Source organism: Frigidibacter albus (assembly GCF_009908165.1).
Taxonomy (GTDB): domain Bacteria; phylum Pseudomonadota; class Alphaproteobacteria; order Rhodobacterales; family Rhodobacteraceae; genus Frigidibacter; species Frigidibacter albus.
The window spans coordinates 339,889-361,092 of record NZ_JAAAUC010000003.1 but is presented as its reverse complement, the minus strand read 5'-3'; the positions used below and the strand labels follow the sequence as shown (position 1 = coordinate 361,092).

25 protein-coding genes and 1 pseudogene are annotated in these 21,204 nt (G+C 67.2%); 12 read left to right on the top strand and 14 right to left on the bottom strand.

The genetic code is table 11. From position 1 onward, the window contains the following. Window positions 1–157: 157 nt before the first annotated feature. The 4 genes from arsJ to GVY41_RS06710 are packed head-to-tail and all read right to left on the bottom strand — an operon-like array spanning window position 158 to window position 4,345. Entirely contained in the window at window positions 158–1,435 is a 1,278-nt protein-coding gene (gene arsJ, locus GVY41_RS06725) for an organoarsenical effux MFS transporter ArsJ (RefSeq protein ID WP_161344166.1), read from the bottom strand. Next, the gene (locus tag GVY41_RS06720) at window positions 1,432–2,439 is read right to left on the bottom strand and encodes an ArsJ-associated glyceraldehyde-3-phosphate dehydrogenase (protein ID WP_161344168.1); all 1,008 of its coding nucleotides are present in this window, start codon (window positions 2,437–2,439) and stop codon (window positions 1,432–1,434) included. Before GVY41_RS06720 ends, arsJ begins: the two co-directional genes overlap by 4 nt. Then, the gene (gene arsB / locus GVY41_RS06715; protein WP_170301127.1) at window positions 2,436–3,512 is read right to left on the bottom strand and encodes an ACR3 family arsenite efflux transporter; all 1,077 of its coding nucleotides are present in this window, start codon (window positions 3,510–3,512) and stop codon (window positions 2,436–2,438) included. Before arsB ends, GVY41_RS06720 begins: the two co-directional genes overlap by 4 nt. Next, entirely contained in the window at window positions 3,509–4,345 is an 837-nt protein-coding gene (locus tag GVY41_RS06710; RefSeq protein WP_161344170.1) for an arsenate reductase/protein-tyrosine-phosphatase family protein, read from the bottom strand. Before GVY41_RS06710 ends, arsB begins: the two co-directional genes overlap by 4 nt. Window positions 4,346–4,516: 171 nt before the next feature. On the opposite strand from GVY41_RS06710, the gene GVY41_RS20080 reads away from it, so the two are divergent. From GVY41_RS20080 to GVY41_RS06685, 5 genes are all read left to right on the top strand, one after another. Next, window positions 4,517–5,206, top strand: coding sequence for a hypothetical protein (locus tag GVY41_RS20080; RefSeq protein WP_163535497.1), 690 nt, complete (start codon window positions 4,517–4,519; stop codon window positions 5,204–5,206). Between the two features lie 102 nt (window positions 5,207–5,308). Beyond that, complete coding sequence (gene nirK / locus GVY41_RS06700) at window positions 5,309–6,457, top strand: copper-containing nitrite reductase (protein ID WP_161344172.1); 1,149 nt, start codon at window positions 5,309–5,311, stop codon at window positions 6,455–6,457. Window positions 6,458–6,520: 63 nt separating this feature from the next. Further along, window positions 6,521–7,324, top strand: a complete 804-nt coding sequence (locus tag GVY41_RS06695) for an SUMF1/EgtB/PvdO family nonheme iron enzyme (protein WP_161344174.1) — start codon at window positions 6,521–6,523, stop codon at window positions 7,322–7,324. 60 nt (window positions 7,325–7,384) lie between these two features. Continuing rightward, window positions 7,385–8,005 (top strand): YdeI/OmpD-associated family protein, encoded by a 621-nt coding sequence (locus GVY41_RS06690; protein WP_161344176.1) that lies wholly within the window; start codon window positions 7,385–7,387, stop codon window positions 8,003–8,005. A gap of 178 nt (window positions 8,006–8,183) precedes the next feature. Beyond that, window positions 8,184–8,711, top strand: a complete 528-nt coding sequence (locus GVY41_RS06685) for a glyoxalase superfamily protein (RefSeq protein ID WP_161344178.1) — start codon at window positions 8,184–8,186, stop codon at window positions 8,709–8,711. 54 nt (window positions 8,712–8,765) lie between these two features. Here the strand turns inward: GVY41_RS06685 and GVY41_RS06680 are convergent, their stop codons facing one another. Then, the gene (locus GVY41_RS06680) at window positions 8,766–9,212 is read right to left on the bottom strand and encodes a pseudoazurin (RefSeq protein WP_161344180.1); all 447 of its coding nucleotides are present in this window, start codon (window positions 9,210–9,212) and stop codon (window positions 8,766–8,768) included. A gap of 97 nt (window positions 9,213–9,309) precedes the next feature. On the opposite strand from GVY41_RS06680, the gene GVY41_RS06675 reads away from it, so the two are divergent. Further along, window positions 9,310–10,005, top strand: coding sequence for a Crp/Fnr family transcriptional regulator (locus tag GVY41_RS06675; RefSeq protein ID WP_161344182.1), 696 nt, complete (start codon window positions 9,310–9,312; stop codon window positions 10,003–10,005). On the opposite strand, the gene GVY41_RS06670 is transcribed toward GVY41_RS06675, so the two are convergent. Beyond that, window positions 10,006–10,284, bottom strand: a complete 279-nt coding sequence (locus GVY41_RS06670; protein WP_202456073.1) for a DUF6522 family protein — start codon at window positions 10,282–10,284, stop codon at window positions 10,006–10,008. 44 nt (window positions 10,285–10,328) lie between these two features. Continuing rightward, window positions 10,329–11,504, bottom strand: a complete 1,176-nt coding sequence (locus GVY41_RS06665; protein WP_161344185.1) for an NnrS family protein — start codon at window positions 11,502–11,504, stop codon at window positions 10,329–10,331. 163 nt (window positions 11,505–11,667) lie between these two features. On the opposite strand from GVY41_RS06665, the pseudogene GVY41_RS20580 reads away from it, so the two are divergent. Together GVY41_RS20580 and GVY41_RS20575 are read left to right on the top strand one after the other, a co-directional pair. After that, window positions 11,668–11,943: pseudogene (locus tag GVY41_RS20580) on the top strand (cyclic nucleotide-binding domain-containing protein); the annotation flags it as partial. A 202-nt stretch (window positions 11,944–12,145) separates the two neighbouring features. Then, complete coding sequence (locus tag GVY41_RS20575) at window positions 12,146–12,487, top strand: helix-turn-helix domain-containing protein (protein ID WP_308421081.1); 342 nt, start codon at window positions 12,146–12,148, stop codon at window positions 12,485–12,487. On the opposite strand, the gene GVY41_RS06655 is transcribed toward GVY41_RS20575, so the two are convergent. The 4 genes from GVY41_RS06655 to GVY41_RS06640 form a co-directional block, all read right to left on the bottom strand. Next, complete coding sequence (locus tag GVY41_RS06655; RefSeq protein ID WP_161344187.1) at window positions 12,385–12,612, bottom strand: hypothetical protein; 228 nt, start codon at window positions 12,610–12,612, stop codon at window positions 12,385–12,387. The two genes, GVY41_RS20575 and GVY41_RS06655, sit on opposite strands and share 103 nt — an antisense overlap. A 196-nt stretch (window positions 12,613–12,808) precedes the next feature. Beyond that, the gene (locus GVY41_RS06650) at window positions 12,809–13,081 is read right to left on the bottom strand and encodes a YMGG-like glycine zipper-containing protein (RefSeq protein ID WP_161344189.1); all 273 of its coding nucleotides are present in this window, start codon (window positions 13,079–13,081) and stop codon (window positions 12,809–12,811) included. Between the two features lie 125 nt (window positions 13,082–13,206). Then, window positions 13,207–14,082 carry an SDR family oxidoreductase gene (locus tag GVY41_RS06645; protein WP_202456080.1) on the bottom strand — a complete coding sequence of 292 codons (876 nt, stop codon included), beginning with the start codon at window positions 14,080–14,082 and terminating at the stop codon, window positions 13,207–13,209. 233 nt (window positions 14,083–14,315) lie between these two features. Then, window positions 14,316–15,650 (bottom strand): 8-oxoguanine deaminase, encoded by a 1,335-nt coding sequence (locus tag GVY41_RS06640; protein WP_161344193.1) that lies wholly within the window; start codon window positions 15,648–15,650, stop codon window positions 14,316–14,318. A gap of 154 nt (window positions 15,651–15,804) precedes the next feature. On the opposite strand from GVY41_RS06640, the gene GVY41_RS06635 reads away from it, so the two are divergent. Beyond that, window positions 15,805–16,452 (top strand): hypothetical protein, encoded by a 648-nt coding sequence (locus GVY41_RS06635; RefSeq protein ID WP_161344195.1) that lies wholly within the window; start codon window positions 15,805–15,807, stop codon window positions 16,450–16,452. 114 nt (window positions 16,453–16,566) lie between these two features. Here GVY41_RS06635 and GVY41_RS06630 read toward each other — a convergent pair whose 3' ends face one another. Further along, window positions 16,567–17,373, bottom strand: a complete 807-nt coding sequence (locus GVY41_RS06630) for an inositol monophosphatase family protein (RefSeq protein WP_373283262.1) — start codon at window positions 17,371–17,373, stop codon at window positions 16,567–16,569. Window positions 17,374–17,441: 68 nt separating this feature from the next. Next, window positions 17,442–17,804 (bottom strand): helix-turn-helix domain-containing protein, encoded by a 363-nt coding sequence (locus GVY41_RS06625; protein WP_161344197.1) that lies wholly within the window; start codon window positions 17,802–17,804, stop codon window positions 17,442–17,444. A 340-nt stretch (window positions 17,805–18,144) separates the two neighbouring features. On the opposite strand from GVY41_RS06625, the gene GVY41_RS06620 reads away from it, so the two are divergent. Further along, window positions 18,145–19,107, top strand: coding sequence for an NADPH:quinone oxidoreductase family protein (locus GVY41_RS06620; protein ID WP_161344199.1), 963 nt, complete (start codon window positions 18,145–18,147; stop codon window positions 19,105–19,107). 19 nt (window positions 19,108–19,126) lie between these two features. Here the strand turns inward: GVY41_RS06620 and GVY41_RS06615 are convergent, their stop codons facing one another. Continuing rightward, window positions 19,127–19,984, bottom strand: coding sequence for a LysR family transcriptional regulator (locus GVY41_RS06615; protein ID WP_161344201.1), 858 nt, complete (start codon window positions 19,982–19,984; stop codon window positions 19,127–19,129). Window positions 19,985–20,099: 115 nt separating this feature from the next. Here GVY41_RS06615 and GVY41_RS06610 point away from each other — a divergent pair, with 115 nt between their 5' ends. Both GVY41_RS06610 and GVY41_RS06605 read left to right on the top strand, forming a co-directional pair. Further along, complete coding sequence (locus GVY41_RS06610) at window positions 20,100–20,309, top strand: YjiS-like domain-containing protein (protein WP_161656867.1); 210 nt, start codon at window positions 20,100–20,102, stop codon at window positions 20,307–20,309. Window positions 20,310–20,438: 129 nt separating this feature from the next. Continuing rightward, on the top strand, window positions 20,439–21,161 hold the full coding sequence (locus tag GVY41_RS06605; RefSeq protein WP_161344205.1) for a Bax inhibitor-1/YccA family protein: 723 nt from the start codon (window positions 20,439–20,441) through the stop codon (window positions 21,159–21,161). The last annotated feature ends 43 nt before the right edge of the window (window positions 21,162–21,204 follow it).

Genomic DNA, 21,204 nt, shown 5'->3' with positions numbered 1-21,204 from the left:
AGCGGGCCGGGCTTCCAGCGACTTTGTGACCTGTCGCCCAAGCCCCTGTTTGTGCAGCGTCTCTGCCAGCCGCGCGGGCCGGGACCATGGCAGGGCGCCCAAGAAACGGGCAGTTGTGGAGAGATGTGGCGGCTTGCGCCCGAAAACGCACCGCCGGTCAGGCGGCGACCTGCCCCTTGGGCTCGATCCGCCGCACCACCAGCCAGCTTGCCCCGGCCATCACCCCGGCGGTCGCCAGGCAGAGCGGCAGCCCGCCCAGCTGATAGCTGACGCCCGACAGCAGCGTGCCGGTGAGCCGCCCCGCCGCATTGGCCATGTAGTAGAAGCCCACATCCATCGTCACCCGCTCGGCGCTGGTGAAGGCGAGGATCAGGTAGGAATGGACCGAGGAGTTGATCGCAAAGACAAACCCGAAGGCCAGCAGCCCGACGATCAGCGTGACGGTCAGCGCCGTGCTGGGTCCGCCCGCCAGCAAGGCCGCGCCCGCCAGCGCGAAGGGGATCACCGTCAGCGCCGCGACCCAGCGGGCGGCGATGCGGGTGATTTCGCCCGCCGGGCGGCCGTGCGCCTTCACGATCTTCGGCGCCGCGGCCTGCACCGCGCCGTAGCAGATGATCCAGGCCGCCATGAAACCGCCGATCACGAAGAACGCCGCCCGCGCGCCGGCAGGCGTGCCATCCGACAGCACCGACTGGAAATAGACCGGGATGCCGACGACAAACCACACGTCGCGCGCCCCGAACAGGAACATCCGCGCCCCCGACAGCAGGTTGATGCGCCGATCTCCCGAAAAGATCTGCCGCAGCTTGGTGCCCTTCTTGCCCTTGGGCAGGCCCGAGGGCATGAACAGCGCCACCGCGGCCAGGATCACCGCCAGCACGCCCGCCATCGCCCAGACGGCGGTCTGGAACCCCGCCAGCGCCAGCAGCACCGCGCCCAGGAAGAACCCCGCGCCCTTGACCGCGTTCTTCGACCCGGTCAGCACCGCCACCCAGCGGAACAGCGTGCCGTCCCCCTCGGGCGCCAGCACCTTGACCGCGCTTTTCGACGACATCTTCGCCAGATCCTTGGCGACGCCCGAAGCCCCCTGCACCGCCATCACGAAGGCGACCGAGGCGCCCACGGTCCACGAAGGGTCCAACTGCGCCAGTGCCGCCAGCGCGAGGATCTGGAGCCCAAGCCCGGCATAAAGCGTCGAGGTCAGCCCGAACCGCGCCGCGATCCAGCCCGCCGACATGTTGGTGACGATCCCCGCCAGCTCATACAGCAGGAACAGGTAGGCAAGCTGGATCGGCGAGAAGCCGAGCGCGTTGAAATGCAGCAGCACCAGCATCCGCAGCGCACCATCGGACAGCATGAACGCCCAATAGGCCGCGGTGACGGCGGCGTAGGCGGCCAGCCCCTCGGGGCGTGGGGCGGCGGTGGGCATGGTCATTCCCCCGCCACCATCAGCGCCACATCGGCGAGCCGGCAGCTATAGCCCCATTCATTGTCATACCAGGCATAGACCTTCAGCTGGGTGCCGTTGATAACCATCGTCGACAGCGCGTCGATGATCGCGGACCGCGGATCGTCGGTATAATCGGTCGACACCAGCGGCCGCTCCTCATAGCCCAGAATGCCCGCCAGCGGCCCCTCGGCGGCGGCCTTGAAGAGGCCGTTCACCTCCTCCACCGTCACCGCCCGCTTCATCTCGAACACGCAATCGGTCAGCGAGGCGTTCAACAGCGGCACCCGCACCGCATGGCCGTTCAGCCGGCCCGCAAGGTCGGGATAGATCAGCGTGATCGCGGTGGCCGATCCGGTGGTGGTGGGGATCAGGTTCGCCAGCGCCGACCTTGCGCGGCGCAGGTCCTTGGCCGGGCGGTCGACGATGGTCTGGGTGTTGGTCACGTCATGGATCGTGGTGATGGAGCCGTGCTGGATCCCGATCGCCTCATGGATCACCTTCACTACGGGCGCGAGGCAGTTGGTGGTGCAGCTTGCGGCCGTTACCAGATGGTGCTGCGCCAGATCGTAGAGGTCATGGTTCACCCCGTAGACGATGTTCAGCGCGCCGCCATCCTTGACCGGGGCCGAGACGACGACCTTCTTCACCCCCGCCGCATAATAGGGCGCCACCTTCTCGCCGGTCTTGAAGATGCCGGTGCAGTCGATGACCAGATCGACGCCTAGCTCCGCCAGCGGCAGATCCTCGATCCGCTTCACGCCCGTCAGCCGCATCGGCTGGCCATCCACGATCAGGCCCGCGTCGTCATGGCTGATCGGCACCGGCCAGCGGCGGTGGATGCTGTCGAATTCCAGCAGCAGCGCGTGGTCGGCGGGGGTGCCCACCGGATCGTTCAACAGCACGATCTTGCCCGCATGGCCCATGTCCACCAGCCGGCGCAGCACCAGCTTGCCGATCCGGCCAAGGCCGTTGATTGCGATCTTCGTCATCGGTGTAGTCCCTCATCCGGCGCGAACCAGCCGCGCGTCCTGTTGGCAAAGGCCACCAGCGTCAGCATCACCGGCACTTCGACCAGCACGCCCACCACCGTGGCGAGGGCCGCGCCAGAGCCAAGCCCGAACAGGCTGATGGCGACGGCGACGGCCAGTTCGAAGAAATTCGAGGTGCCGATCAGTGCGCAGGGCGCGGCGACATCGAAGCGCACCCGCAGCGCGCGGGCCGCGAAATAGGCGATCATGAAGATGCCGTAGGACTGGATCAGCAGCGGCACCGCGATCAGCCCGATCACCAGCGGATCGGCAAGGATCTGCTGCGCCTGAAACCCGAACAGCAGCACCACCGTCGCCAGCAGGCCGATCACCGAGGCCGGACGCATCCGGTCGCGGAACGCCTCCACCGCCGGCAGCCCGCCCGCCCGCATCCGCGCGCTGCGCACCCAGAGGCCCGCCAGCAGCGGCAGCACGACATAGAGCGCGACCGACAGCAGCAATGTCGACCACGGCACCACGATATCGGTGATCCCCAGCAGCAGCGCCACGATAGGCGCGAAGGCCACGATCATGATCAGGTCGTTCACGCCGACCTGCACCAGCGTGTAGGTGGCATCCCCCCGCACCAGGTTCGACCAGACGAAGACCATCGCGGTGCAGGGCGCGGCCCCCAGCAGGATCAGCCCGGCGATGTAGCTGTCGGCCGCGTCGGGCGGGATCAGCCCCGCGAAGATGTAGCGGAAGAACAGCACCCCAAGCGCCGCCATGGTGAAGGGCTTGATCAGCCAGTTCACCACCAGCGTGATCAAGAGGCCCCGCGGCTCCTGCCCGATCTTGGAGACCGCGCCGAAATCGACGCCGACCATCATCGGGAACACCATCGCCCAGATCAGCACCGCCACCGGCAGGTTGACATGGGCGATCTCGGCCGCCGCAAGCGCGGCAAAGAGGCCGGGCACCGACAGGCCAAGGCCGATACCCGCCACGATGGCCAGGGCGACCCAGAGCGACAACAGCCGCTCGAAAGTGCCAAGGCCGGCCGCGGCGGGACGGGTTGCTTCGCTTATGCTCATGCGCCCCGGCCGATATCGTCCAGCTTGCGCTGCAGCGCGACCTTTTCCAGCTCACCGACCTGCAGCGCCGCGAAGGCGATGATCCGGCGGCGCAGTTCGGCATAGGCGCGCGAGAAGGCCAGCCCCTTTTCGGCGTCGGTGCCCGTCGCCTTCACCGGGTCGGCCACGCCCCAATGCGCAGTGATCGGCTGGCCCGGCCAGGGCGGGCATTCCTCGTTCGCGGCGGCGTCACAGACCGTGAAGACGAAATCCATCGCCGGCGCGTCCGCCGACTGAAACTCGCTCAGATGCTTGGAGCGCATGGTGGACACGTCATGCCCTGCCCGCTCCAGCACTTCGAGCGCATAGGGGTTCAGCTCGGAATGCGGCTTGGTGCCGGCGGAAAACGCATTGAAGCGCCCCTTCCCCACATCGCGCAGCAGCGCCTCGGCAAAGATCGAGCGGGCGGAATTGCCCGAGCAGATGAAGAGTGCGTTGTAAACCCGGTCTTCCATTCGTTCCTCCAACGAAACCCCGGCGCGGAAGGCGGCGGGAGTGCAGATATCGGGCCGGCCGCGGCAGCAGTCGGCGTAAAGGTAGTCGATCAGCCCGCCGATGCCCGGCAGGTTGGCGGTGTAGGTGATCGCCCGCCCCTGCCGTTCGGCGGCGATCAGGCCAGCTCCCTCCAGCGCCGACAGGTAGGCCGACAGCGTGTTGGGCTTCATCCCAAGCGCCTCGGCGATCTCTGTGGGCCGCGCGCCCTGCGGCATTCGCCGCATCAGCAGGCGCAGCACCGACAGGCGGCCTTCGTGGCCAAGGACAGCGAGCGATTCGGAGGCGGTCTTTATTTCCATAATTCGCGAATAACGGAACTATATCCGAAACGCATGTGAAATTCGGCAAACGCCTGTGAATTTTTGATGACAGCCGCGGGGGGCCGTGCCGTCGCCGCCGCCTTTCCTTCGCCGCCGCCAGCGGGCAACACTGGCGGCAACACTGGCGGGCAACAACTCCGGAGGATCGACATGCGCCTATTGGATCTGAGCTCGTGGCAGGGCGTTCTGACCTCGCTTCTGGGTCTGGCGGTCTTCGCGCTGATCGGCGTCGGCATCCGGGTGCTGATGATGCTGACGATCCAGCAGCGCCAGCAGCGGATGAACCGGCAGATCAACGAGAGGCTGAAGACGCTGATCGCCGCCTATCGCACGCTTGGCGGGTCCTTCACCGGGCAACTGACGGTCAACCCCGCCCATCTGCGCGAATTGCGCCAACCGGCCCAGGAGGGCGCAGAGCCTGAACCCGATGCCGCCACTCCCAACGTGCCCCCCAGCGACCGCCCCCGCCGCATTCGGGATGCCGTGGAGGCCGCGCTGTCCGATATCCTGCTGCTGGGAACCGAGGACCATGTGCGCCTTGCCGCGCAGGCCGCCAGCGACATGGCGGCGGGGCGGCCGATCCATACCGCCGAACTGGTGATCTCGCTGCGCGCCTATATCCGCCGCGCGCTGGACCTTGAACCGATCCCCGAAGCGACCCCCATCCCCCTGCAGGGCCCCACCCGCCCGCAATCCGGCGGCGCCCGCGGTGGCCGGGACAGGGCCGGCGGCGGCGCGGGCGGTGGCGGTGGTGGTGGTGGCGGCATGGGAGGCGGTGGCGGCGGGATGGGCATGGGCTTGGGCGGCGCGCGCAATCAGGATACCCCGCCCGGCGGCTAAGCCCGCCCTTTCCCTTCGGATATTGTGCCAGCACAACGAGCCCTCCTTCGCGCCAGCCTAGACCGATGGCTGAAACCGACAGGTTCCCGAAGGAGAAACCCGATGTTCACCCGACGCGCCGCACTCATGGGGGCTGCCCTTGTTGCCGCCTCGCCCTACCTGATCACGTCCGCCAGTGCCGAGGAGGTGATGGACACCTCCGGCGCAGCGCCGGTCGATCTGTCCTCGCTTCCCCGCCGCAAGGTCAAGCTGCTGGCCCCGCCCTTCGTGCATGAACATGAACAGGTGGCAACGACCGGCCCCGCGATCATCGAGTTCGAGATGAAGATCATCGAGAAGGAGATGCAGGTCGATGAAGACGCCTGGATCCAGGCGATGACCTTCAACGGCTCCGTCCCCGGCCCGATGATGGTGGTGCATGAGGGCGACTATGTCGAACTGACGCTGTTCAACCCGCCCGAAAACATGATGCAGCACAATATCGACTTCCACGCCGCCACCGGCGCGCTTGGCGGCGGGTCGCTGACGCTGGTGAACCCCGGCGAAAAGGCGGTGCTGCGCTTCAAGGCCACGCGGCCGGGCGTGTTCGTCTATCACTGCGCGCCGGGGGGGCCGATGATCCCGTGGCACGTCGTGTCGGGCATGTCGGGCGCCATCATGGTGCTGCCGCGGGACGGGCTGAAGGACCATCTGGGCAAGCCGGTCTCCTATGACCGGATCTACCATATCGGCGAGAACGACTTCTACCTCCCGCGCGGCCCTGATGGCGACTACATGCGCTTCGCCGATGCCGGCGAGGGCTATTCCGACATGCTGGAGGTGATGAACAGGCTGATCCCCTCGCATGTGGTGTTCAATGGCCGCGTCGGCGCGCTGACCGGCACCGGCGCGCTGGTCGCCGAGCAGGGCGAGACGGTGCTGTTCGTCCACAGCCAGGCCAACCGCGACAGCCGCCCGCACCTGATCGGCGGGCATGGCGATCTGGTCTGGGAAAGCGGCAAGTTCAACAACCTGCCGGAACGCGATCTGGAAACCTGGTTCATCCGCGGCGGCTCTGCCGGGGCGGCGCTCTACACCTTCCTGCAGCCGGGCGTCTATGCCTACGTCAACCACAACCTGATCGAGGCGGTGAACCTTGGCGCAACGGCGCATGTGATCGTCGGCGGCGACTGGAACAACGACCTGATGGAACAGGTGGTGGCCCCGGTCGAATATGACGTGCTGCACGAAGGGCGCACCGCGCTACCGTGACCTCGCGTGGATTGGGCGGCACCGGAACCCCGGGGCCGCCCTTGCCGTTTTCAGGAGCCCACCATGACAACCCCCGCCGCGCTTGCCCTGCTGCTCGCCCTCGCCGTGATTGCCGGGGTGACAGCCTTGCGCCTTGCGCCCGGGGTGGAGGCGCCCGAAACCGTCCACATCGCCGCCGGCCCGCAGGATTACCGCCCGGCGGGCGAGTTCCGGCAAGGCACAAGGATGGTCGATGCGCCGATGGAGCGGGTGGAGGCCCCGGCACTGGAGGTGATGAAATTCCATGTGAGCGAGGCGGAGTATGCCCGCTGCGTGGCGGACCGTGGCTGCCCGCCGCTGCCGGTCACCGGCCGGCCCGGGATGCCGCAAACCAATATCAACCATGCCGATGCCACCGCCTATGCTGCCTGGCTCTCGGCCCGGACCGGCGCGACCTGGCGGCTGCCGACCGATGCCGAATGGCTGCGCGCGGCGGGCGAACGGGGTTTCGACGACGGCTTCGCCGAGGATGCCAACGGCGCCGACCCCTCGCGCCGCTGGATCGCCAATTACCTGCGCGAGGTGGAGCTGCGCGGCGAGGCAGACCTTGCCCTGCACCCACAGGGGCATTTCGGGGTCAATGACCGCGGCGTCGCCGACATCGCCGGCAATGTCTGGGAATGGACCGAGACCTGCTTCCAGAACGGCACCCTGACGCCGGACGGCACCGCCATCGCCACCCGCGCCGACTATTGCGGCGTGCGGTCGGTGCAGGGCAAGCACCGGGCCTTCGTGATCGACTTCATCCGCGACGCCCGCGTCGGCGGCTGCGCCGCGGGCGTGCCGCCGGACTATCTTGGCTTCCGGCTGGTGCGGGACGCGGGCTGAGGTTGGCGGATGGGCCGCCCCGCGGTAGGATAGAGGGTGTCCCCTGCGAGACCGAGGCCGATGATCACCGAGATCGAGGATTTCTTCACCAAGGGCTGCGGCCGCTGCGACCGCTTCGCCACGGCCGACTGCTCGGTCCGTGCATGGCAGCGCGGTCTGACGGAGCTGCGCACGCTGTGCCTTGCCGCCGGACTGACCGAGACGGTGAAATGGGGCCACCCCTGCTACACCCATTCGGCGCGCAACATCGCCATCATTGGTGCTTTTCGGGGGGATTTCCGCCTGAGCTTCTTCAATGCGGCGCTGATGAAGGACCCGGAGGGGGTGCTGGAACGGCAGGGACCGAACACCCGCCACGCCGACATGATCCGCTTCACGGAGAATGAGCAGGTGGCCGACAAGGCGCGCGTGATCGCCGCCTACCTGACCGAGGCGATGGGCTATGCCGAGGCGGGGGTGAAGCCGCCGAAGGACGACACCGCCCGCGAGTTGCCGGAGGAGCTGACCCTGGCCATGGACGCCGACCCCGATCTGGCCGAGGCCTTCCACGCCCTCACCCCCGGGCGGCAGACCAGCTATGTGATCCACCTCGCCTCGGCCAGGACCTCCGCCACGCGGGTTGCGCGGATCGCGCGCGCAAGGCCCAAGATCATGGCAGGCAAGGGCGCAAACGAACGCTAGCTGCGCGCTGGCTTGACTGTCGCCCGGATCATGTCCCAGATACCCACGGCCTGTGCTGCCAGCCGCTCGCGCCCCTTGGGGTCTGGTGAAAGCACCTTGGACGATCCGATGCACCCTTCCCGTCCAGTGCTTCGTCGGCAATGCGAGCCCCGATCCCGTGCGCTGGCAGGAGGATGTGATGACCGATCCCGACACCGCCAAATCCATGGCGCGCCAACTGCGCGCCGCCCTTGCGCTCGAGGGCACCGAGGTGACGCATTCCAAGGCGCTGGAGCTGGTGTCCAAGTCGCTTGGCTATGCCGACTGGAACACCGCAGTCTCCGCTCTGGGGCAAGGCGCCGAAGGCCCCCGCTTTACCCGGACCAGCCCGATCCTGCGGATCTTCGACGAGGCCAAGGCGCGGGAGTTCTACTGCGGTTTCCTTGGCTTCACCGTCACCTTCGAGCATCGGTTCGAGCCGCAGCTGCCGCTCTATCTCGGCATTGAGCGCGCGGGCCTGTCGCTGCATCTGTCGGAACATCACGGCGATGCCAGCCCGGGGTCCAATATCTTCGTGCAGACCGCCAATATCCGGGCCTTCCACAAGGAACTGGCCGAGAAGCAGTATCCCTATGGCCGCCCGGGATTGGAGCCCTTGCCCTGGGGGCTGCAGATGCAGGTGTATGACCCGTTCGGCAACCGCATCCGCTTTTGCCAGCAGGACTGACGCGCCTACCGCAAGCGGAAGCGCCCCCTGACAAGGGGGCGCCCTGAGCCGGTGTTACTCGGCAACCTGCGCGAACAGCGGCTCGAACCGGGTCTTGGCCTTGCCCTTCTGGGACACGGCGGCGGCCGCTTCCAGGTTGACCGGCGCGCCAGCCTGGATCAGCGCGACCATGCCCATTGTGTAGTGCGGGGTGCATTTCACGCCATAGAGGCCCTCGGCCGTCACGGTCAGCACGTAATCCGCCCCGACCTTGCTCTTGAACGCCTCCACCCCCTCGGGCAGCATGTCCTTGATGTTCTCGACATTGTGGCCCTTGTCGGTCGAGATGAAGGTGACGGTATCGCCCACATCGACCTTCACGAAGGCCGGCTCGAACACCATAGCGCCCTCGGTGCCCTTGTTCAGCATCAGCACATCGACATTGGCGGCATGGGCAACCGGGGCCAACAGCAGCGCGGCAAGGCTGGCGGCGAGCGTGGCGGGGATCAGGTTCGGGAACATGGTGCGTCCTTTCCGGGGATGGCAGATTGGTGTTGCCCCGGTTCTAGGCTAAGGTCGCGCGCGGCTCGTTGTGCTGCCACAACCTCGGAGGCTGCGTTTGCACAAACTCGACGAAAGCCTGCTGACCGGCCTGCCGCCGTTCCGCAAGCTGGCCCGCCCGCAGATCCGCGAGATCCTGGATGCCGCGCAGGCGCTGCGCTTCGATGCCGGGGTGCCGGTCTTTGCGGAAGGAATGCCGGTGGAGCGGTTTTTCCTGCTGCTCGACGGGCATATCCGGGTGATCCGCACCACGGCGGCCGGGGACCAGATCATCGCCCTGCATATCGCGCCGGGGCAGCTGTTCGGCATCGGCGCGGCGCTTGGCCATACCGCCTATCCGGCGACCGCGATGACGGCCGATGAGTGTGTGGTGCTGGCCTGGCCCAACCGCCTGTGGGCCGAGTTCACCGCGCGGCATGACGGCTTTGCCACCGAAACCTACAAGGTGGTAGGCGCCCGCGTCGGCGAGATGAACAACCGGATCGTGGAACTGGCGACGCAACAGGTGGAACAGCGCATCGCCAATGCCATCCTGCGTCTCGTCACCCAGATGGGCCGCAAGGTCGAGGGCGGGATCGAGATCGGCATCCCGATCACCCGGCAGAACATTTCCGACATGACCGGTACCACGCTGCACACCGTCAGCCGGCTGCTGAGCGCGTGGGAGCGGGACGGGATCGTGGTGTCCGAGCGCCGCAAGATCACCGTGACCGCGCCGCACCGGCTGGTGCTGCTCAGCGGCGCCGAGGGCTGATCACCCTCCGGGCTTGCGGCGGTAATCGGCGCTGGAGGTCTGCAGCACCTCGCCGTTGGCCCCCACGGTCAGCCTCAGCCGGCGGGTGGCGGAAAAGAAGGTCAGCCGGAAGCGCCCGGCGTCCTCGTCCATGCCCGTCTCGCATTGGCTGGTGACCGCGCCGCTGCGCAGGGCGGCGCGCAGCGCCTCGGGCTCCATCTGCAGGGCCTTGGCGACGAGCGCCGCATCGACCTCGATCCGGCCGTCCTCAAAGCTGATCGCGCCCATGCCCTGCCTCACTTTCCTGTCCTCACTCTAGGGGCGCCGTGCGCGGGTGCAACGCCCTAACGCCCGCCCGGCACCCGCCGCGCCGGGTTGGGCTGCGTCAGGATCGGCGCGAACCGCCACAGGAACAGGCCAAACCCCACCACCCACAGCCCTGCCGCCCCCCACAGCCCCGCGCCCGAGGGCACCGCGACCCGGACCAGCGCCGCCAGTGCCACGCAGGCAAACCCCAGCGTCAGCGCCCGCCCCGCCACCAGCTCGCGCGCAGTGTGGCCCAGCGAGGCGCGGATCATCACCGCCAGCGTCATCCCGCCAATGCCGCCAATGCCCAGAAGGTGCAGCCCCGTCACCGCCGGCCAGACCCCCAGTGCCGCCAGCCCCAGCGCGGCCAGCCCCGCGGGGATGAAGGCAAAGGCCAGATGTAGCATCGCCAGCAGCGGCGAGCGCCAGACCCGAATGCCCCGCCACCGTGCCAGCCGCCCCGCCTGCAAAGCGCCGGCCGCGAGCAGACCCGCCCCGGCCAACGCCGTGTCCGGCGCCGCCACCCAAGTCAGCAGCGCCGCCAGCGTGCCCGCAAGGCACAGCGCATCGAAGCGCCCGAACGGCACCGGCATCGGGCCCGGCCCCCGCTTGGCCAGCCAGTTGCGGGTGAAACTGGGGATGATCCGCCCGCCGATCAGCGCGATCAGCAGCGTCACCATCGCAAAGCCCAGGCGGCGGCCGATCTCGGCGCTGCCCTGCCCCATCGCCTCCAGATGGAAGGCGATGTTGGCGGCCAGATACGCCAGCACCGGCAGCACCACCATCAGGTTGCGCCAGTTCCGCCCCGCCACGATTTCCGTCACCACCATGACGCCGATGGCCAGAAGGAAGGCGCAATCGACGGCCATCACCAGCAGCGGCCAGGGCGCGAAGGCCACCGCCAGCCGCCCGGCGATCCACAGCACCGCCAGCGCGATCAGCGGCTGCCCCCGTGTCGGCATCCGCCCGGTCCAGTTCGGGATCGCGGTGAACAGGAATCCCGCGATCACGGCAGAGGTGTAGCCGAACAGCATCTCATGGATATGCCAGTCCAGCGGACTGAACGGACCGGACAGTGCCACCTGCCCCGACCACACCATCATCCACAGTGGCACGATCAGGGCCGCGAAGAGACCCGCGGCCAGAAACAGCGGCCGAAACCCATAGCTGAACAAGGCGGGGCCGGCATAGGTGGGTCGGGTGGGGGTGTGCATGGTGCTGAACCTGTCCTGTGTCGCGGTGGAGGCGGCGCACGCTGTCCGGGGCATGAGCGGGACTGGAAACGTCCCGGCCCCTGATCTGCGTCAGCACCTTGGCCGGACGGTCGCCTAGGATGAGCGTCAGCGTCGTTGTGCTGGCTCAACCTCTGGACAGTCCATGATCAGGCCCGACATCAACCAGCTTGGCGCAATGCCCCCGTTCCGCCGCCTCGATCCGCGACAATTGAGCGAGATCCTTGCCCTGTCCGGATCGCGGCACCTGGCTGGCGGCGCCGCGGTCTTTGACGAGGGGGAGCCTGCCCGGCGCTTCCATCTGCTGATGTCGGGCAACATCCGTCTCGTCAGGTTGACGGCCGAAGGTGACCAGATCATCGTGCTGCACATCCAGGCCGGTCAGGTGTTCGGCATCGCGGCCGCGCTTGGGCAGGACAGGCATCACGCATCGGCGATTGCCGCCGGTGGCTGCCGTGTCCTCTCCTGGCCCAATGCCCTCTGGCCGGGGTTCTGCAATGCCTATGACGGGTTTGCCGCTGAAATCTTCCGGGCCTTCGGCGCCCGGGCCGATGAGATGAGCAACCATCGTCGAGCTGTCGACCAAGCAGGTGGAGCAGCGCATCGCCTGTGCCCTGCTTCGGATGATCACCCAGTCGGGGCGAAAGGTCGTGGATGGCATCGAGATCGGCTTTCCGATCAGCCGCCAGAACGTCGCCGACATGACCGGCACCACATTGCACACCGTCAGCCGGGTGCTGAGCCTTTGGGAACGGGGCGGCGTGGTAAGAAGCACCCGCTGCCTCGTGGTCGTCACGGACCCGCACCGCCTTGTGGTGATGAGCCGGGCAGGACCCGGCCCGGACGCCGGCGATCCGATGGTTCAGGCAAGAAGGCGCCCGCCCTGCGCCACCGCGGCCGCCAGCGCGGCTCGGAAGGCGGCCTCGTCCAGCGCGTATTCGGCGCAGGCGTCGATCACCGTGTGAAACGGCGCGATCGGGCAGCCGAAGCACAGCATCCGCTGCGCCCGGAATACCGCCGCCACCTCGGGCCAGCGGTCGAACAGCAACCGCAGCGGCAGGTCTGGATCGTCTAACCTCGGGCCGCGCATGGTGCCTCCGCCTCGGCCGGCTGGGCCGTGCCGCAGCCTCGCCGCGCACGGCCCCTGCGTCGTTGCGCTGGCACAACCTCGCCCGCAGAGGGCGCCAGGACAAGTCGAACAAGGGCGCATGAAAAAACCGGCCTCCGTGGGGAGGCCGGCCTTGGCAGACAGGATGCGAGGGCGGCAGCTGCCCCGCTTGCCCTAATCAGTAGCGGTTCGGACAGGGCGCCGGGGTACCGTCGGTGTAGGTACACTTGCGCGCGCCGACGTTGGAGCCGATAGCCGCGCCCGCTGCGCCGCCGCCGAGGGCCGCGGCAACCTTCACGGTGTCGCTGCCGTCTGCAAGGTCAGCCGCTGCGAGGCCGGCAGCTGCGCCGGTCAGACCGCCGATGGCGGCGTTCTGGTTGGGGGTGTAGCCGGTGCAAGCCGACAGGGACAGCGTGCCTGCACAGAGCAGCATCATGAGTTTCTTGGTCATTCGTTCATCTCCCGGAACTTTGTATTGATCGCACATACCGCGGATGGAACGCCGCGAGACTGCACAATTCGGTGACCAACGCCCGGCACCCGGCAAGGTTCCGCCGCCCCGTCAATGATTTGGCGTCAGTGGATCGGATTGCCGCCGGTCACCCCGATGGTCTCGCCGGTCATGTAGCCGGATTCCTGCGTGGCAAGGAACACGAAGCTGGCTGCAATCTCGGCCGGTTGGCCAGGGCGGCCGAGCGGCGTCTGTTCGCCGAACTTCGCCAGCTTCTCGGCCGGCTGGCCCTGCGAGGGTTGCAGCGGCGTCCAGAACGGGCCCGGCGCGACGGCGTTGACGCGGATGCCGTCCCTGGCCACCTGCCCCGCCAGCGCCTTGGTGAAGCCGAGGATGGCGAATTTGGTCGAGGCGTAGTCGAGGAGGTTCGGCGAGGGATCGTAGCCCTGGATCGAGGTCACGTTGATGATCGTCGCCCCCGGCTTCATCCGCGGCAGCGCCGCCTTGGACAGCCAGAACATCGCATAGACATTGGTCTTGTAGGTGGCATCGAACTGCTCGGTCGTCAGGTCCTGGATGCTGGCCTGCGTCACCTGCTTGCCGGCATTGTTCACCAGCACGTCGATCCCGCCCATCACGCCTGCCGCCTCGTCGATCAGCGTCTTGCAGAAGCCCTCGTCCATCAGGTCTCCGGGGATCGCGTCGATCTTCAGCCCCTCGGCGCGCAGGTCTTTCAGCAGGCTGTCGGCATCGGCCTGTTCGGCCGGCAGGTAGTTGATGACAACATGCGCCCCCTCGCGGGCATAGGCGATGGCCACGGCGCGGCCGATGCCGCTGTCGCCGCCGGTGATCAGCGCGCGGCGGCCCTGCATCCGGCCGAGGCCCTTGTACGAGGTCTCGCCATGGTCGGGGCGCGGGGTCATTTCGCTGGTCAGGCCGGGTTCGGGCTGCATCGGCGTGTCAAAGGGCGGCTTGGGATAGAGGCTGCGGGGGTCACGCATCTCATACTGGGTGTTCGGGGCATTCTTGGGGGCGTTCTTCGGAGTGTCGTTCATGACAGGTCCTTTCGGCTTGGTCGGCTTGCGGCGAAGCGGGGGCCTTCTGCCCCCGCACCCCCGAGGATATTTCCGAAAGGCAAAGGCGATGCCGGCGCGGTCCCGCGGGGGGGGAGACCTGACAACGCGCGCGGCGCCCGGATGTTTCCGGCAAGGCGGATATTCGCGCGCCGAGCGCGTCAGCCGCGCAGCCGTGCCGCCAGCCGGTTCTGCCGGGCGATCACTGCGGGCAGGTCGATGGTCTGCATCTGCCCGTCGCGCACCACCTGCCTCCCCTCGACGAACAGGTGCCGCACCCGCGTCGGCCCGGCCAGCAGCAGCGCCGCCGGATCCCAGCTGCCGGCGCTTTCCACGCCCGACACGTCCCAGACCGCGATGTCAGCGCGCATGCCCGGCACCAGCGCGCCCACGTCGCTGCGCCCCAGCACCTCAGCCCCGCCAAGCGTGGCAATCTCCAGCGCCTCGCGCGCGCTCATCGCACCCGCGCCATTCTCCACGCGCTGCAGCAGCATCGCCAGCCGCGCCTCGGCCACCAGATTTCCGGCGTCGTTGGAGGCAGAGCCGTCCACCCCCAGCCCGACCCGCACCCCCGCATCGCGCATCGCCCTGACCGGCGCGATACCCGATCCGAGGCGGCAGTTGGAACAGGGGCAATGCGCGACGCCGGTGCGGGTTCTGGCAAAGAGGTCAATCTCTTGCGGGCCGAGCTTCACGCAATGCGCGTGCCAGACATCGGGGCCGGTCCAACCCAGATCCTCGGCATATTGCCCGGGCAGGCAGCCGAAGGTGGCCAGCGAATAGGCGACGTCCTCGGCGTTCTCGGCAAGGTGGGTGTGCAGCATCACCCCCTTGTCGCGGGCCAGCAGTGCCGCGTCCCGCATCAGATCGCGGCTGACCGAGAAGGGCGAGCAGGGCGCGACGCCGACGCGGCACATCGAGCCCTCAGAGGCATCGTGGAAGGCGTCGATGACGCGGATGCAGTCCTCGAGGATCGCCTCCTCGCGCTCCACCAGGCTGTCGGGCGGCAGGCCGCCGGCGCTCTCCCCGATGCTCATCGCGCCGCGGGTGGGGTGGAAGCGCAGGCCAACCTCGGCCGCGGCGGCGATGGTATCGTCCAGCCGGGCGCCGTTGGGGTAGAGGTAGAGGTGGTCCGAGGTCAGCGTGCATCCCGACAGCGCCAGTTCCGCCAGCCCGACCTGAGCGGAGGCGAACACCTCCTCGGGCCCGAAGCGCGCCCAGATCGGGTAGAGCGTCTTGAGCCAGCCGAACAGCAGCGCATCCTGCCCGCCCGGCACGGCGCGGGTGAGGGTCTGGTAGAGGTGGTGATGGGTGTTCACGAGGCCCGGGGTGACGACGCAGCCTTGGGCCATGACCACCTCGCCGGTGGTGGAGAGGCCCTGCCCCACGGCCGCGATCACCCCGCCGCGGATCAGCACATCGGCCCCGGCAAGCTCGGCACGGGTGTCGTTCATGGTCAGGATGGCATCCGCGTGGCGGATCAGGATCTCGGGCATGGCGTTTCCTCGCATCCCTTCGGTGAAACGCCGGCCACGCGACAGAAGGGGGAAGGACTCGCGCTGCTAGGGAATGATAGCAAAGCGGGGGGTGTGGGGGCTAGGGGATTCTTGCGGGTGGCGGGTGAGGCTGGGCGGCAGCCTCGAGCCCATATTGACCAATGCCGCAAGATACACGAATGTCAGCTTGAAGCGAGGGGCGGAGACAAATTTGGACGTTAAATTTGCGAGAAGATTTTATCTCTCCGCATTTGTTCTTGCTGCTTGTGCCAGTGGTGGACAATTGTTTGCTCAAGATCTTGAGCAGGACTTCTCAAACCTTTTGGACCGTTGCCGAACGTCCATCGAGATGAGCGCGGAGTTCGACAGCTATGGCTTGCAGTCGCGTAGCGTCGCAGAGCGGCATCTGCGTGATTGGGGTTCAGCACCCAAATACGCAGGCTGGATGGATGCACAGTCGGAAATGTACGTTGTATTAACTGATTGGACATCGCGCGATGGACAAACCAGACGCCTTTGCAACGTATATTTTTATGATGAAAAGCGCGTCCTCAGCAAGACGGAGCAAAGCCTGCTGTTAGAGCGCTTTCGTGTCACTCGAGACAAACTGATTGGGCTAGGAACTCACAAGGTTGACGAAGAGCTATCCAGCATTCCGCCCTTAGTGAATTCCGCCTTTCTGCTTTCCGAAAGAAATCCGAGCGGTTGCAGCGTCACGACGATGATTGCGTTCTCGCCAGACGGCACCTTCTTCTCTGCGGGTACCGGCGAGCAAGCCACCGAGTCTTGCGCCAAGAATTAACTGCTCTGAAGCTGCCCGAGTTGCTTACTTCCAAGAAGCGGCAACTGACAAGTCTTTGGCGAACGGCAACTCCGTCCGATGAACGGACATTCCATCGAGAACAGCGCTAAGCCCTCACCCGTTCAGCAGCGCCAGCGCCTCGGCATGGATCTCTGCATTCGCCGCCGCCACGATCCGCCCGCCGTGATGCGCCACCCCGCCCTGCCAGTCGGTCACCACGCCCCCCGCTGCCGTGACCACCGCAATCGGGGCCTGCACGTCATAGGGTTGCAGCCCCGCCTCGATCACCAAGTCGATCTGGCCCGAGGCGATCAGCGCGTAGGCGTAGCAATCCATGCCATAGCGGGTCAGCCGGGCGCGGCTGGCGACCCTGCGGAAGGCGGCGGCATCGGCTTCGGTGCCGACTTCGGGGAAGGTGGTGAAGACGATAGCCTCGGCCAAGGGCCGCGCCTTGCGGCAGCGCAGGGCGCGCGGGCCATGCGGGCCGGTCATTTCGGAGAGACCAAGGCCACCCACGAAGCGCTCGCCGATATAGGGCTGGTCGATGGCGCCGAGGATCGGGCCCACGGCATCCGACACGCCGACCAGCACGCCCCAGGTCGGGGTGCCCGACAGGTAGCCGCGGGTGCCGTCGATCGGGTCCAGCACCCAGGTCAGGCCGCTGGTGCCGGGGGTTGCGCCGTATTCCTCGCCCAAGATGGCGTCGTGGGGCCGCATTCGGGCCAGCACCTCGGTCATCGCGCGCTCGGCGGCGCGGTCGGCGACCGTCACCGGATCGAAGCGTTCGGTTTCCTTGGTGTCCGCCGCCAACCCCTCGGTGCGGAAATGCGCGAGCGTCTCCACCCGCGCGGCATCGGAAGCTGCATGCAGCGCCGCGATCAGCGACTGGCGTTCTGCCTCGTCCATGGTCCTGTCGGTCATCGCGCGCCCCCTGCTGCCCGGTCCAGCGGTAGCCGGGGCGCGGGGGCGGCGTCAAGGCGCGGCGGCCCTCAGGCGGCGTCGGACAGCACGCGGGCCAGATCGAACAGCCGGCGGCGCTGCGCTTCCGGGATGGCATAGTAGGAGCGGACCAGCTGCAGAGCCTCCTTGTCGGCAAGGATGTCGCCCTCGATCTCGTCCGCAGCCGCGGACTTGCCGTCCAGCCCCTCGAAGAAGAACGCCACCGGCACCCCCAGCACTTCCGAAATGTCCCAGAGCCGCGAGGCGGAAACCCGGTTCATCCCGGTCTCATACTTCTGGATCTGCTGGAACTTGATGCCGACCTTCTCGGCCAGTTGCTGCTGGGTGATGCCGATCATCCAGCGGCGGTGACGGATGCGCTTGCCGACATGGACGTCCACGGGATGGGTCATGGATGTTCTCCTTCTCTGTTGCAGATATATAAGCAATTTTCGTGCCAATCAGGGATTTCCCGAAAAGTTTTCTGCACACGCAAAGGCAGAGGGATCGCACACGGGGAAGTTGTGGGCCCAGCTGCCCAAATGGTCGCGGATTGCCGTCAGATCGTTGCCTCGGGCCCGGGCCCATTGCGCAAATGGTCAGATTGGCCGGTATACCACCGCTGGATTCGCAATTTGCATTGCATTTTGCAAATTGCTTTCAGTCAGTTGTGGCAATCTGCCTGTGCGCCGGGGGTGGCGCGGCGGCTCTCGCACAGCTAGCTTTCCGGCAGCCCCGCTGCCAGAGGATTCCATGCGCGCCTACCGTCTTGAAGCCATCGGCACCCCGCCGCGCCTGATGCAGATCGAAGCCCCCTACCCTGCCGAGGGCGAGGTGCTGGTGCGGATCGCCGCCTGCGGACTCAACTTCGCCGACACGCTGATGATCAAGGGCGCCTATCAGGAAGCGCCGCCCCTGCCCGCCACGCTTGGCATGGAACTGGCGGGGACGGTGGAGGCCCTTGGAATGGGCGTGACCTCGCCCGCCATCGGCACCCGCGTCGCCGTTTTCGCCGGGCATGGCGGGCTGGCCGAGTATGGCTGTTTCCCGGCGGCCCGCTGCCTGCCGCTGTCCGAAGCGATGAGCTTCGTCGATGCCGCCGCCTTGCAGGTTGCCTATGGCACCAGCCATCTGGCGCTGACCCGCCGCGCGCGGCTGCAACCCGGCGAAACGCTGGTGGTCACCGGCGCCGCCGGCGGCGTCGGGCTGACGGCGGTGGAGATTGGCGCGCTGATGCGCGCGCGGGTGATCGCGGTGGCGCGCGGCGCGGACAAGCTGGCGGCGGCGGCGGCGGCGGGGGCTGCGGTGTGCCTGGACAGCGACAGCGCCGACCTGCGGGCCGAGGTGAAGGCGCTTGGCGGGGCGGATGTGCTTTATGATGCGGTGGGCGGCGATGCCTTCACCGCCCTCTTCCGCGCCATGCGGCCCGAGGGGCGCATCCTCGCCATCGGCTTCGCCAGCGGGACGGTGCCGCAGATCCCGGCCAATCACCTGCTGGTCAAGAACGTGTCGGTCATGGGCTTCTACTGGGGCGCCTATCTGGGCTTTGCGCCGGCGGCGCTGAAGGACAGCCTTGCAGAGGTGATGCGGTGGCATGCCGAGGGCAGGATCAAGCCGCATGTCAGCCATGTGCTGCCGCTGGCGCAGGCGGAGGCGGCGCTGGCGCTGCTGTCGGGGCGCAAGTCCACCGGCAAGGTCGTGGTGACGATGGAGTAAGGCGGGGGAGTAAGGCGGGTCAGTCGCAGCAGCCATAGGCCATGCGCAGTTCGTCCTTCAGCCGCTCCGTCACAGCGCCCTTCTGGATGCCGGCATCATAGAGGAACAGCTGCGTCGCCCCGAGCCCGGGCAGCGCGTTCCCCGCCTCGATCACCTCGCAGCCGGGTGGCACCCCGCCGCGCATCCGCACCGTGATGGCCAGATCGGCGGCGGTGGTGGTTTCCATCACATGCTCGGACTGGCCCGAAAAGCCCATCTCCCACGGAATGCCCGCCGCATCGAGCGCGGCAATGGCGCGGGGGCGGAAGATGCAGGCCTCCTCGAACGCCAATCGCAGTGGGCGGCGCTGCCAGGCAGTGCCATCGGGCGCGCCGATCCAGACCAGGTCACGTTCCGCCAGCCGCTCGGCGCCCTCACCCGGCTGGTCCTCGGTGGTGACGATCAGGTCGGCCTCGCCGCGGGCAAAGCCCTCCTTCAGCCGCCGGGTGAAGCCCGAATCAAGCGTGACCCGCACCCGCGGGTAATCCGAGGCCAGCCGCTTGAGAATGCCCGGAATCGACGGGAACACGATGTCATGGGGCACGCCCAGCCGGATCTCGCCGGTGAAATCATCCGCCGTCAGCCGGGCCAGCGCCTCGTCATTCAGCACCAGCATCTTGCGCGCATATCCCAGCAGCTGCTCGCCCTCGGGTGTCAGCGCCAGCTTGCGGGCGGTGCGGGAGAACAGGCCAAGCCCCAACCCCTCCTCCAGCCGCTTGATCTGCATCGAGACCGCCGATTGCGTGAGGTTCATCAGCCCGGCGGCGCGGGTGACGCCCCCCGCATCGACGATAGCGACAAAGGAGCGCAGCGAGGTGAGGTCGAGGTTGCGGGGCATATCAGGATCCGTGATGTACAAGCCGTCAATCATTCATTTTCAATATCAAGCATAGACTGCGATCCTGATCAAGTCCGCTGATCCATCAGCGCCCTTACATCACACGGAGGCTATGATGTTCGCCCTGTTCCGCTCCCGCCTGACCCTTCCGCAGCCCGGATCGTTATTTCGCCTGCTGCGCCGCATGTCCGCCACCCGCCGCCAGCGCCGCGCGCTGCTGCGGCTCGATGACGCCCTGCTGCGCGACATCGGCCAGGATCCCCTGTCCGCCCGCGCCGAGGCCGCCCGCCCTATCTGGGATGTGCCCACCCATTGGCGGCTGTGATCCGCTGGACAGATCGTGAAGCCTTTCGGGGGCTTGGCCCTTGAACGAAAGCCGCTTGTGCCCGATATTGGCTGCAGGTGGGTCTTTCCTCGGGAAGGCCTGCAAGAGGGAAACGTAACGGAGGCTTCAATGGCTGACTACAACACGATCCGCGCCGGCCGGGTGGGCGCCGGTGCGGTTCACATCGACGCCGGGCTCAAGGCCCATATGAACAAGGTCTACGGGCTGATGTCCGTCGGCCTCGCCGTGACCGGTCTTGTCGCCTATTTCGTCGGCAGCAATGACGCGCTGCTGGCCTCGATCTTCGGCACCCCGCTGAAATGGGTGGTGATGTTCGCGCCGCTGGCCGTGGTCTTCGGCTTCAGCGCGATGATCGGCAAGATGTCTGCCGCGACCGCCCAGCTGGTATTCTACGGCTTCGCCGCGCTGATGGGCTTGTCGATCAGCTACATCTTCGCCGTCTATACCGGCGTGTCGATCGCACAGACCTTCCTGATCACCGCGATCGCCTTCGCGGGCCTGTCGCTCTACGGCTACACCACCAAGCGCGACCTGTCGGCAATGGGCGCCTTCCTGGTGATGGGCCTGATCGGCCTGATCGTCGCCTCGATCGTGAACATCTTCCTCGCCTCCTCGGCGATGGCCTTCGCGATCTCGGTGATCGGCGTGCTGATCTTCGCGGGCCTGACCGCCTTCGATACGCAGCGGATCAAGAACGACTACATCCAGCACGCCCAGATGGGCGATGCCGACTGGCTGGCGAAATCGGCGATCCTGGGCGCGCTGACCCTGTATCTCGACTTCCTCAACCTGTTCATGTTCCTGCTGCAGTTCCTCGGCAACCGCGAGTAACGACAGACGCAGACGACAATCAGGGGCCGGTGGGAAACCACCG

What these genes read in the sequence shown, in the direction of transcription:
- GVY41_RS06720 (WP_161344168.1), bottom strand. Translation starts at nt 2,439, where the DNA reads ATGACGAAGATCGCAATCAACGGCCTTGGCCGGATCGGCAAGCTGGTG.
- GVY41_RS06630 (WP_373283262.1), bottom strand. Translation starts at nt 17,373, where the DNA reads ATGACCGACAGGACCATGGACGAGGCAGAACGCCAGTCGCTGATCGCG.
- GVY41_RS06685 (WP_161344178.1), top strand. Translation starts at nt 8,184, where the DNA reads ATGACCGATCCCGACACCGCCAAATCCATGGCGCGCCAACTGCGCGCC.
- GVY41_RS06615 (WP_161344201.1), bottom strand. Translation starts at nt 19,984, where the DNA reads ATGCCCCGCAACCTCGACCTCACCTCGCTGCGCTCCTTTGTCGCTATC.
- GVY41_RS06710 (WP_161344170.1), bottom strand. Translation starts at nt 4,345, where the DNA reads ATGGAAATAAAGACCGCCTCCGAATCGCTCGCTGTCCTTGGCCACGAA.
- GVY41_RS06695 (WP_161344174.1), top strand. Translation starts at nt 6,521, where the DNA reads ATGACAACCCCCGCCGCGCTTGCCCTGCTGCTCGCCCTCGCCGTGATT.
- GVY41_RS06640 (WP_161344193.1), bottom strand. Translation starts at nt 15,650, where the DNA reads ATGCCCGAGATCCTGATCCGCCACGCGGATGCCATCCTGACCATGAAC.
- GVY41_RS06645 (WP_202456080.1), bottom strand. Translation starts at nt 14,082, where the DNA reads ATGCGTGACCCCCGCAGCCTCTATCCCAAGCCGCCCTTTGACACGCCG.
- GVY41_RS06690 (WP_161344176.1), top strand. Translation starts at nt 7,385, where the DNA reads ATGATCACCGAGATCGAGGATTTCTTCACCAAGGGCTGCGGCCGCTGC.
- GVY41_RS06650 (WP_161344189.1), bottom strand. Translation starts at nt 13,081, where the DNA reads ATGACCAAGAAACTCATGATGCTGCTCTGTGCAGGCACGCTGTCCCTG.
- nirK (WP_161344172.1), top strand. Translation starts at nt 5,309, where the DNA reads ATGTTCACCCGACGCGCCGCACTCATGGGGGCTGCCCTTGTTGCCGCC.
- GVY41_RS06610 (WP_161656867.1), top strand. Translation starts at nt 20,100, where the DNA reads ATGTTCGCCCTGTTCCGCTCCCGCCTGACCCTTCCGCAGCCCGGATCG.
- GVY41_RS06605 (WP_161344205.1), top strand. Translation starts at nt 20,439, where the DNA reads ATGGCTGACTACAACACGATCCGCGCCGGCCGGGTGGGCGCCGGTGCG.
- GVY41_RS06625 (WP_161344197.1), bottom strand. Translation starts at nt 17,804, where the DNA reads ATGACCCATCCCGTGGACGTCCATGTCGGCAAGCGCATCCGTCACCGC.
- GVY41_RS06680 (WP_161344180.1), bottom strand. Translation starts at nt 9,212, where the DNA reads ATGTTCCCGAACCTGATCCCCGCCACGCTCGCCGCCAGCCTTGCCGCG.
- GVY41_RS20575 (WP_308421081.1), top strand. Translation starts at nt 12,146, where the DNA reads ATGATCACCCAGTCGGGGCGAAAGGTCGTGGATGGCATCGAGATCGGC.
- GVY41_RS06620 (WP_161344199.1), top strand. Translation starts at nt 18,145, where the DNA reads ATGCGCGCCTACCGTCTTGAAGCCATCGGCACCCCGCCGCGCCTGATG.
- arsJ (WP_161344166.1), bottom strand. Translation starts at nt 1,435, where the DNA reads ATGACCATGCCCACCGCCGCCCCACGCCCCGAGGGGCTGGCCGCCTAC.
- GVY41_RS06665 (WP_161344185.1), bottom strand. Translation starts at nt 11,504, where the DNA reads ATGCACACCCCCACCCGACCCACCTATGCCGGCCCCGCCTTGTTCAGC.
- GVY41_RS06655 (WP_161344187.1), bottom strand. Translation starts at nt 12,612, where the DNA reads ATGCGCGGCCCGAGGTTAGACGATCCAGACCTGCCGCTGCGGTTGCTG.
- arsB (WP_170301127.1), bottom strand. Translation starts at nt 3,512, where the DNA reads ATGAGCATAAGCGAAGCAACCCGTCCCGCCGCGGCCGGCCTTGGCACT.
- GVY41_RS20080 (WP_163535497.1), top strand. Translation starts at nt 4,517, where the DNA reads ATGCGCCTATTGGATCTGAGCTCGTGGCAGGGCGTTCTGACCTCGCTT.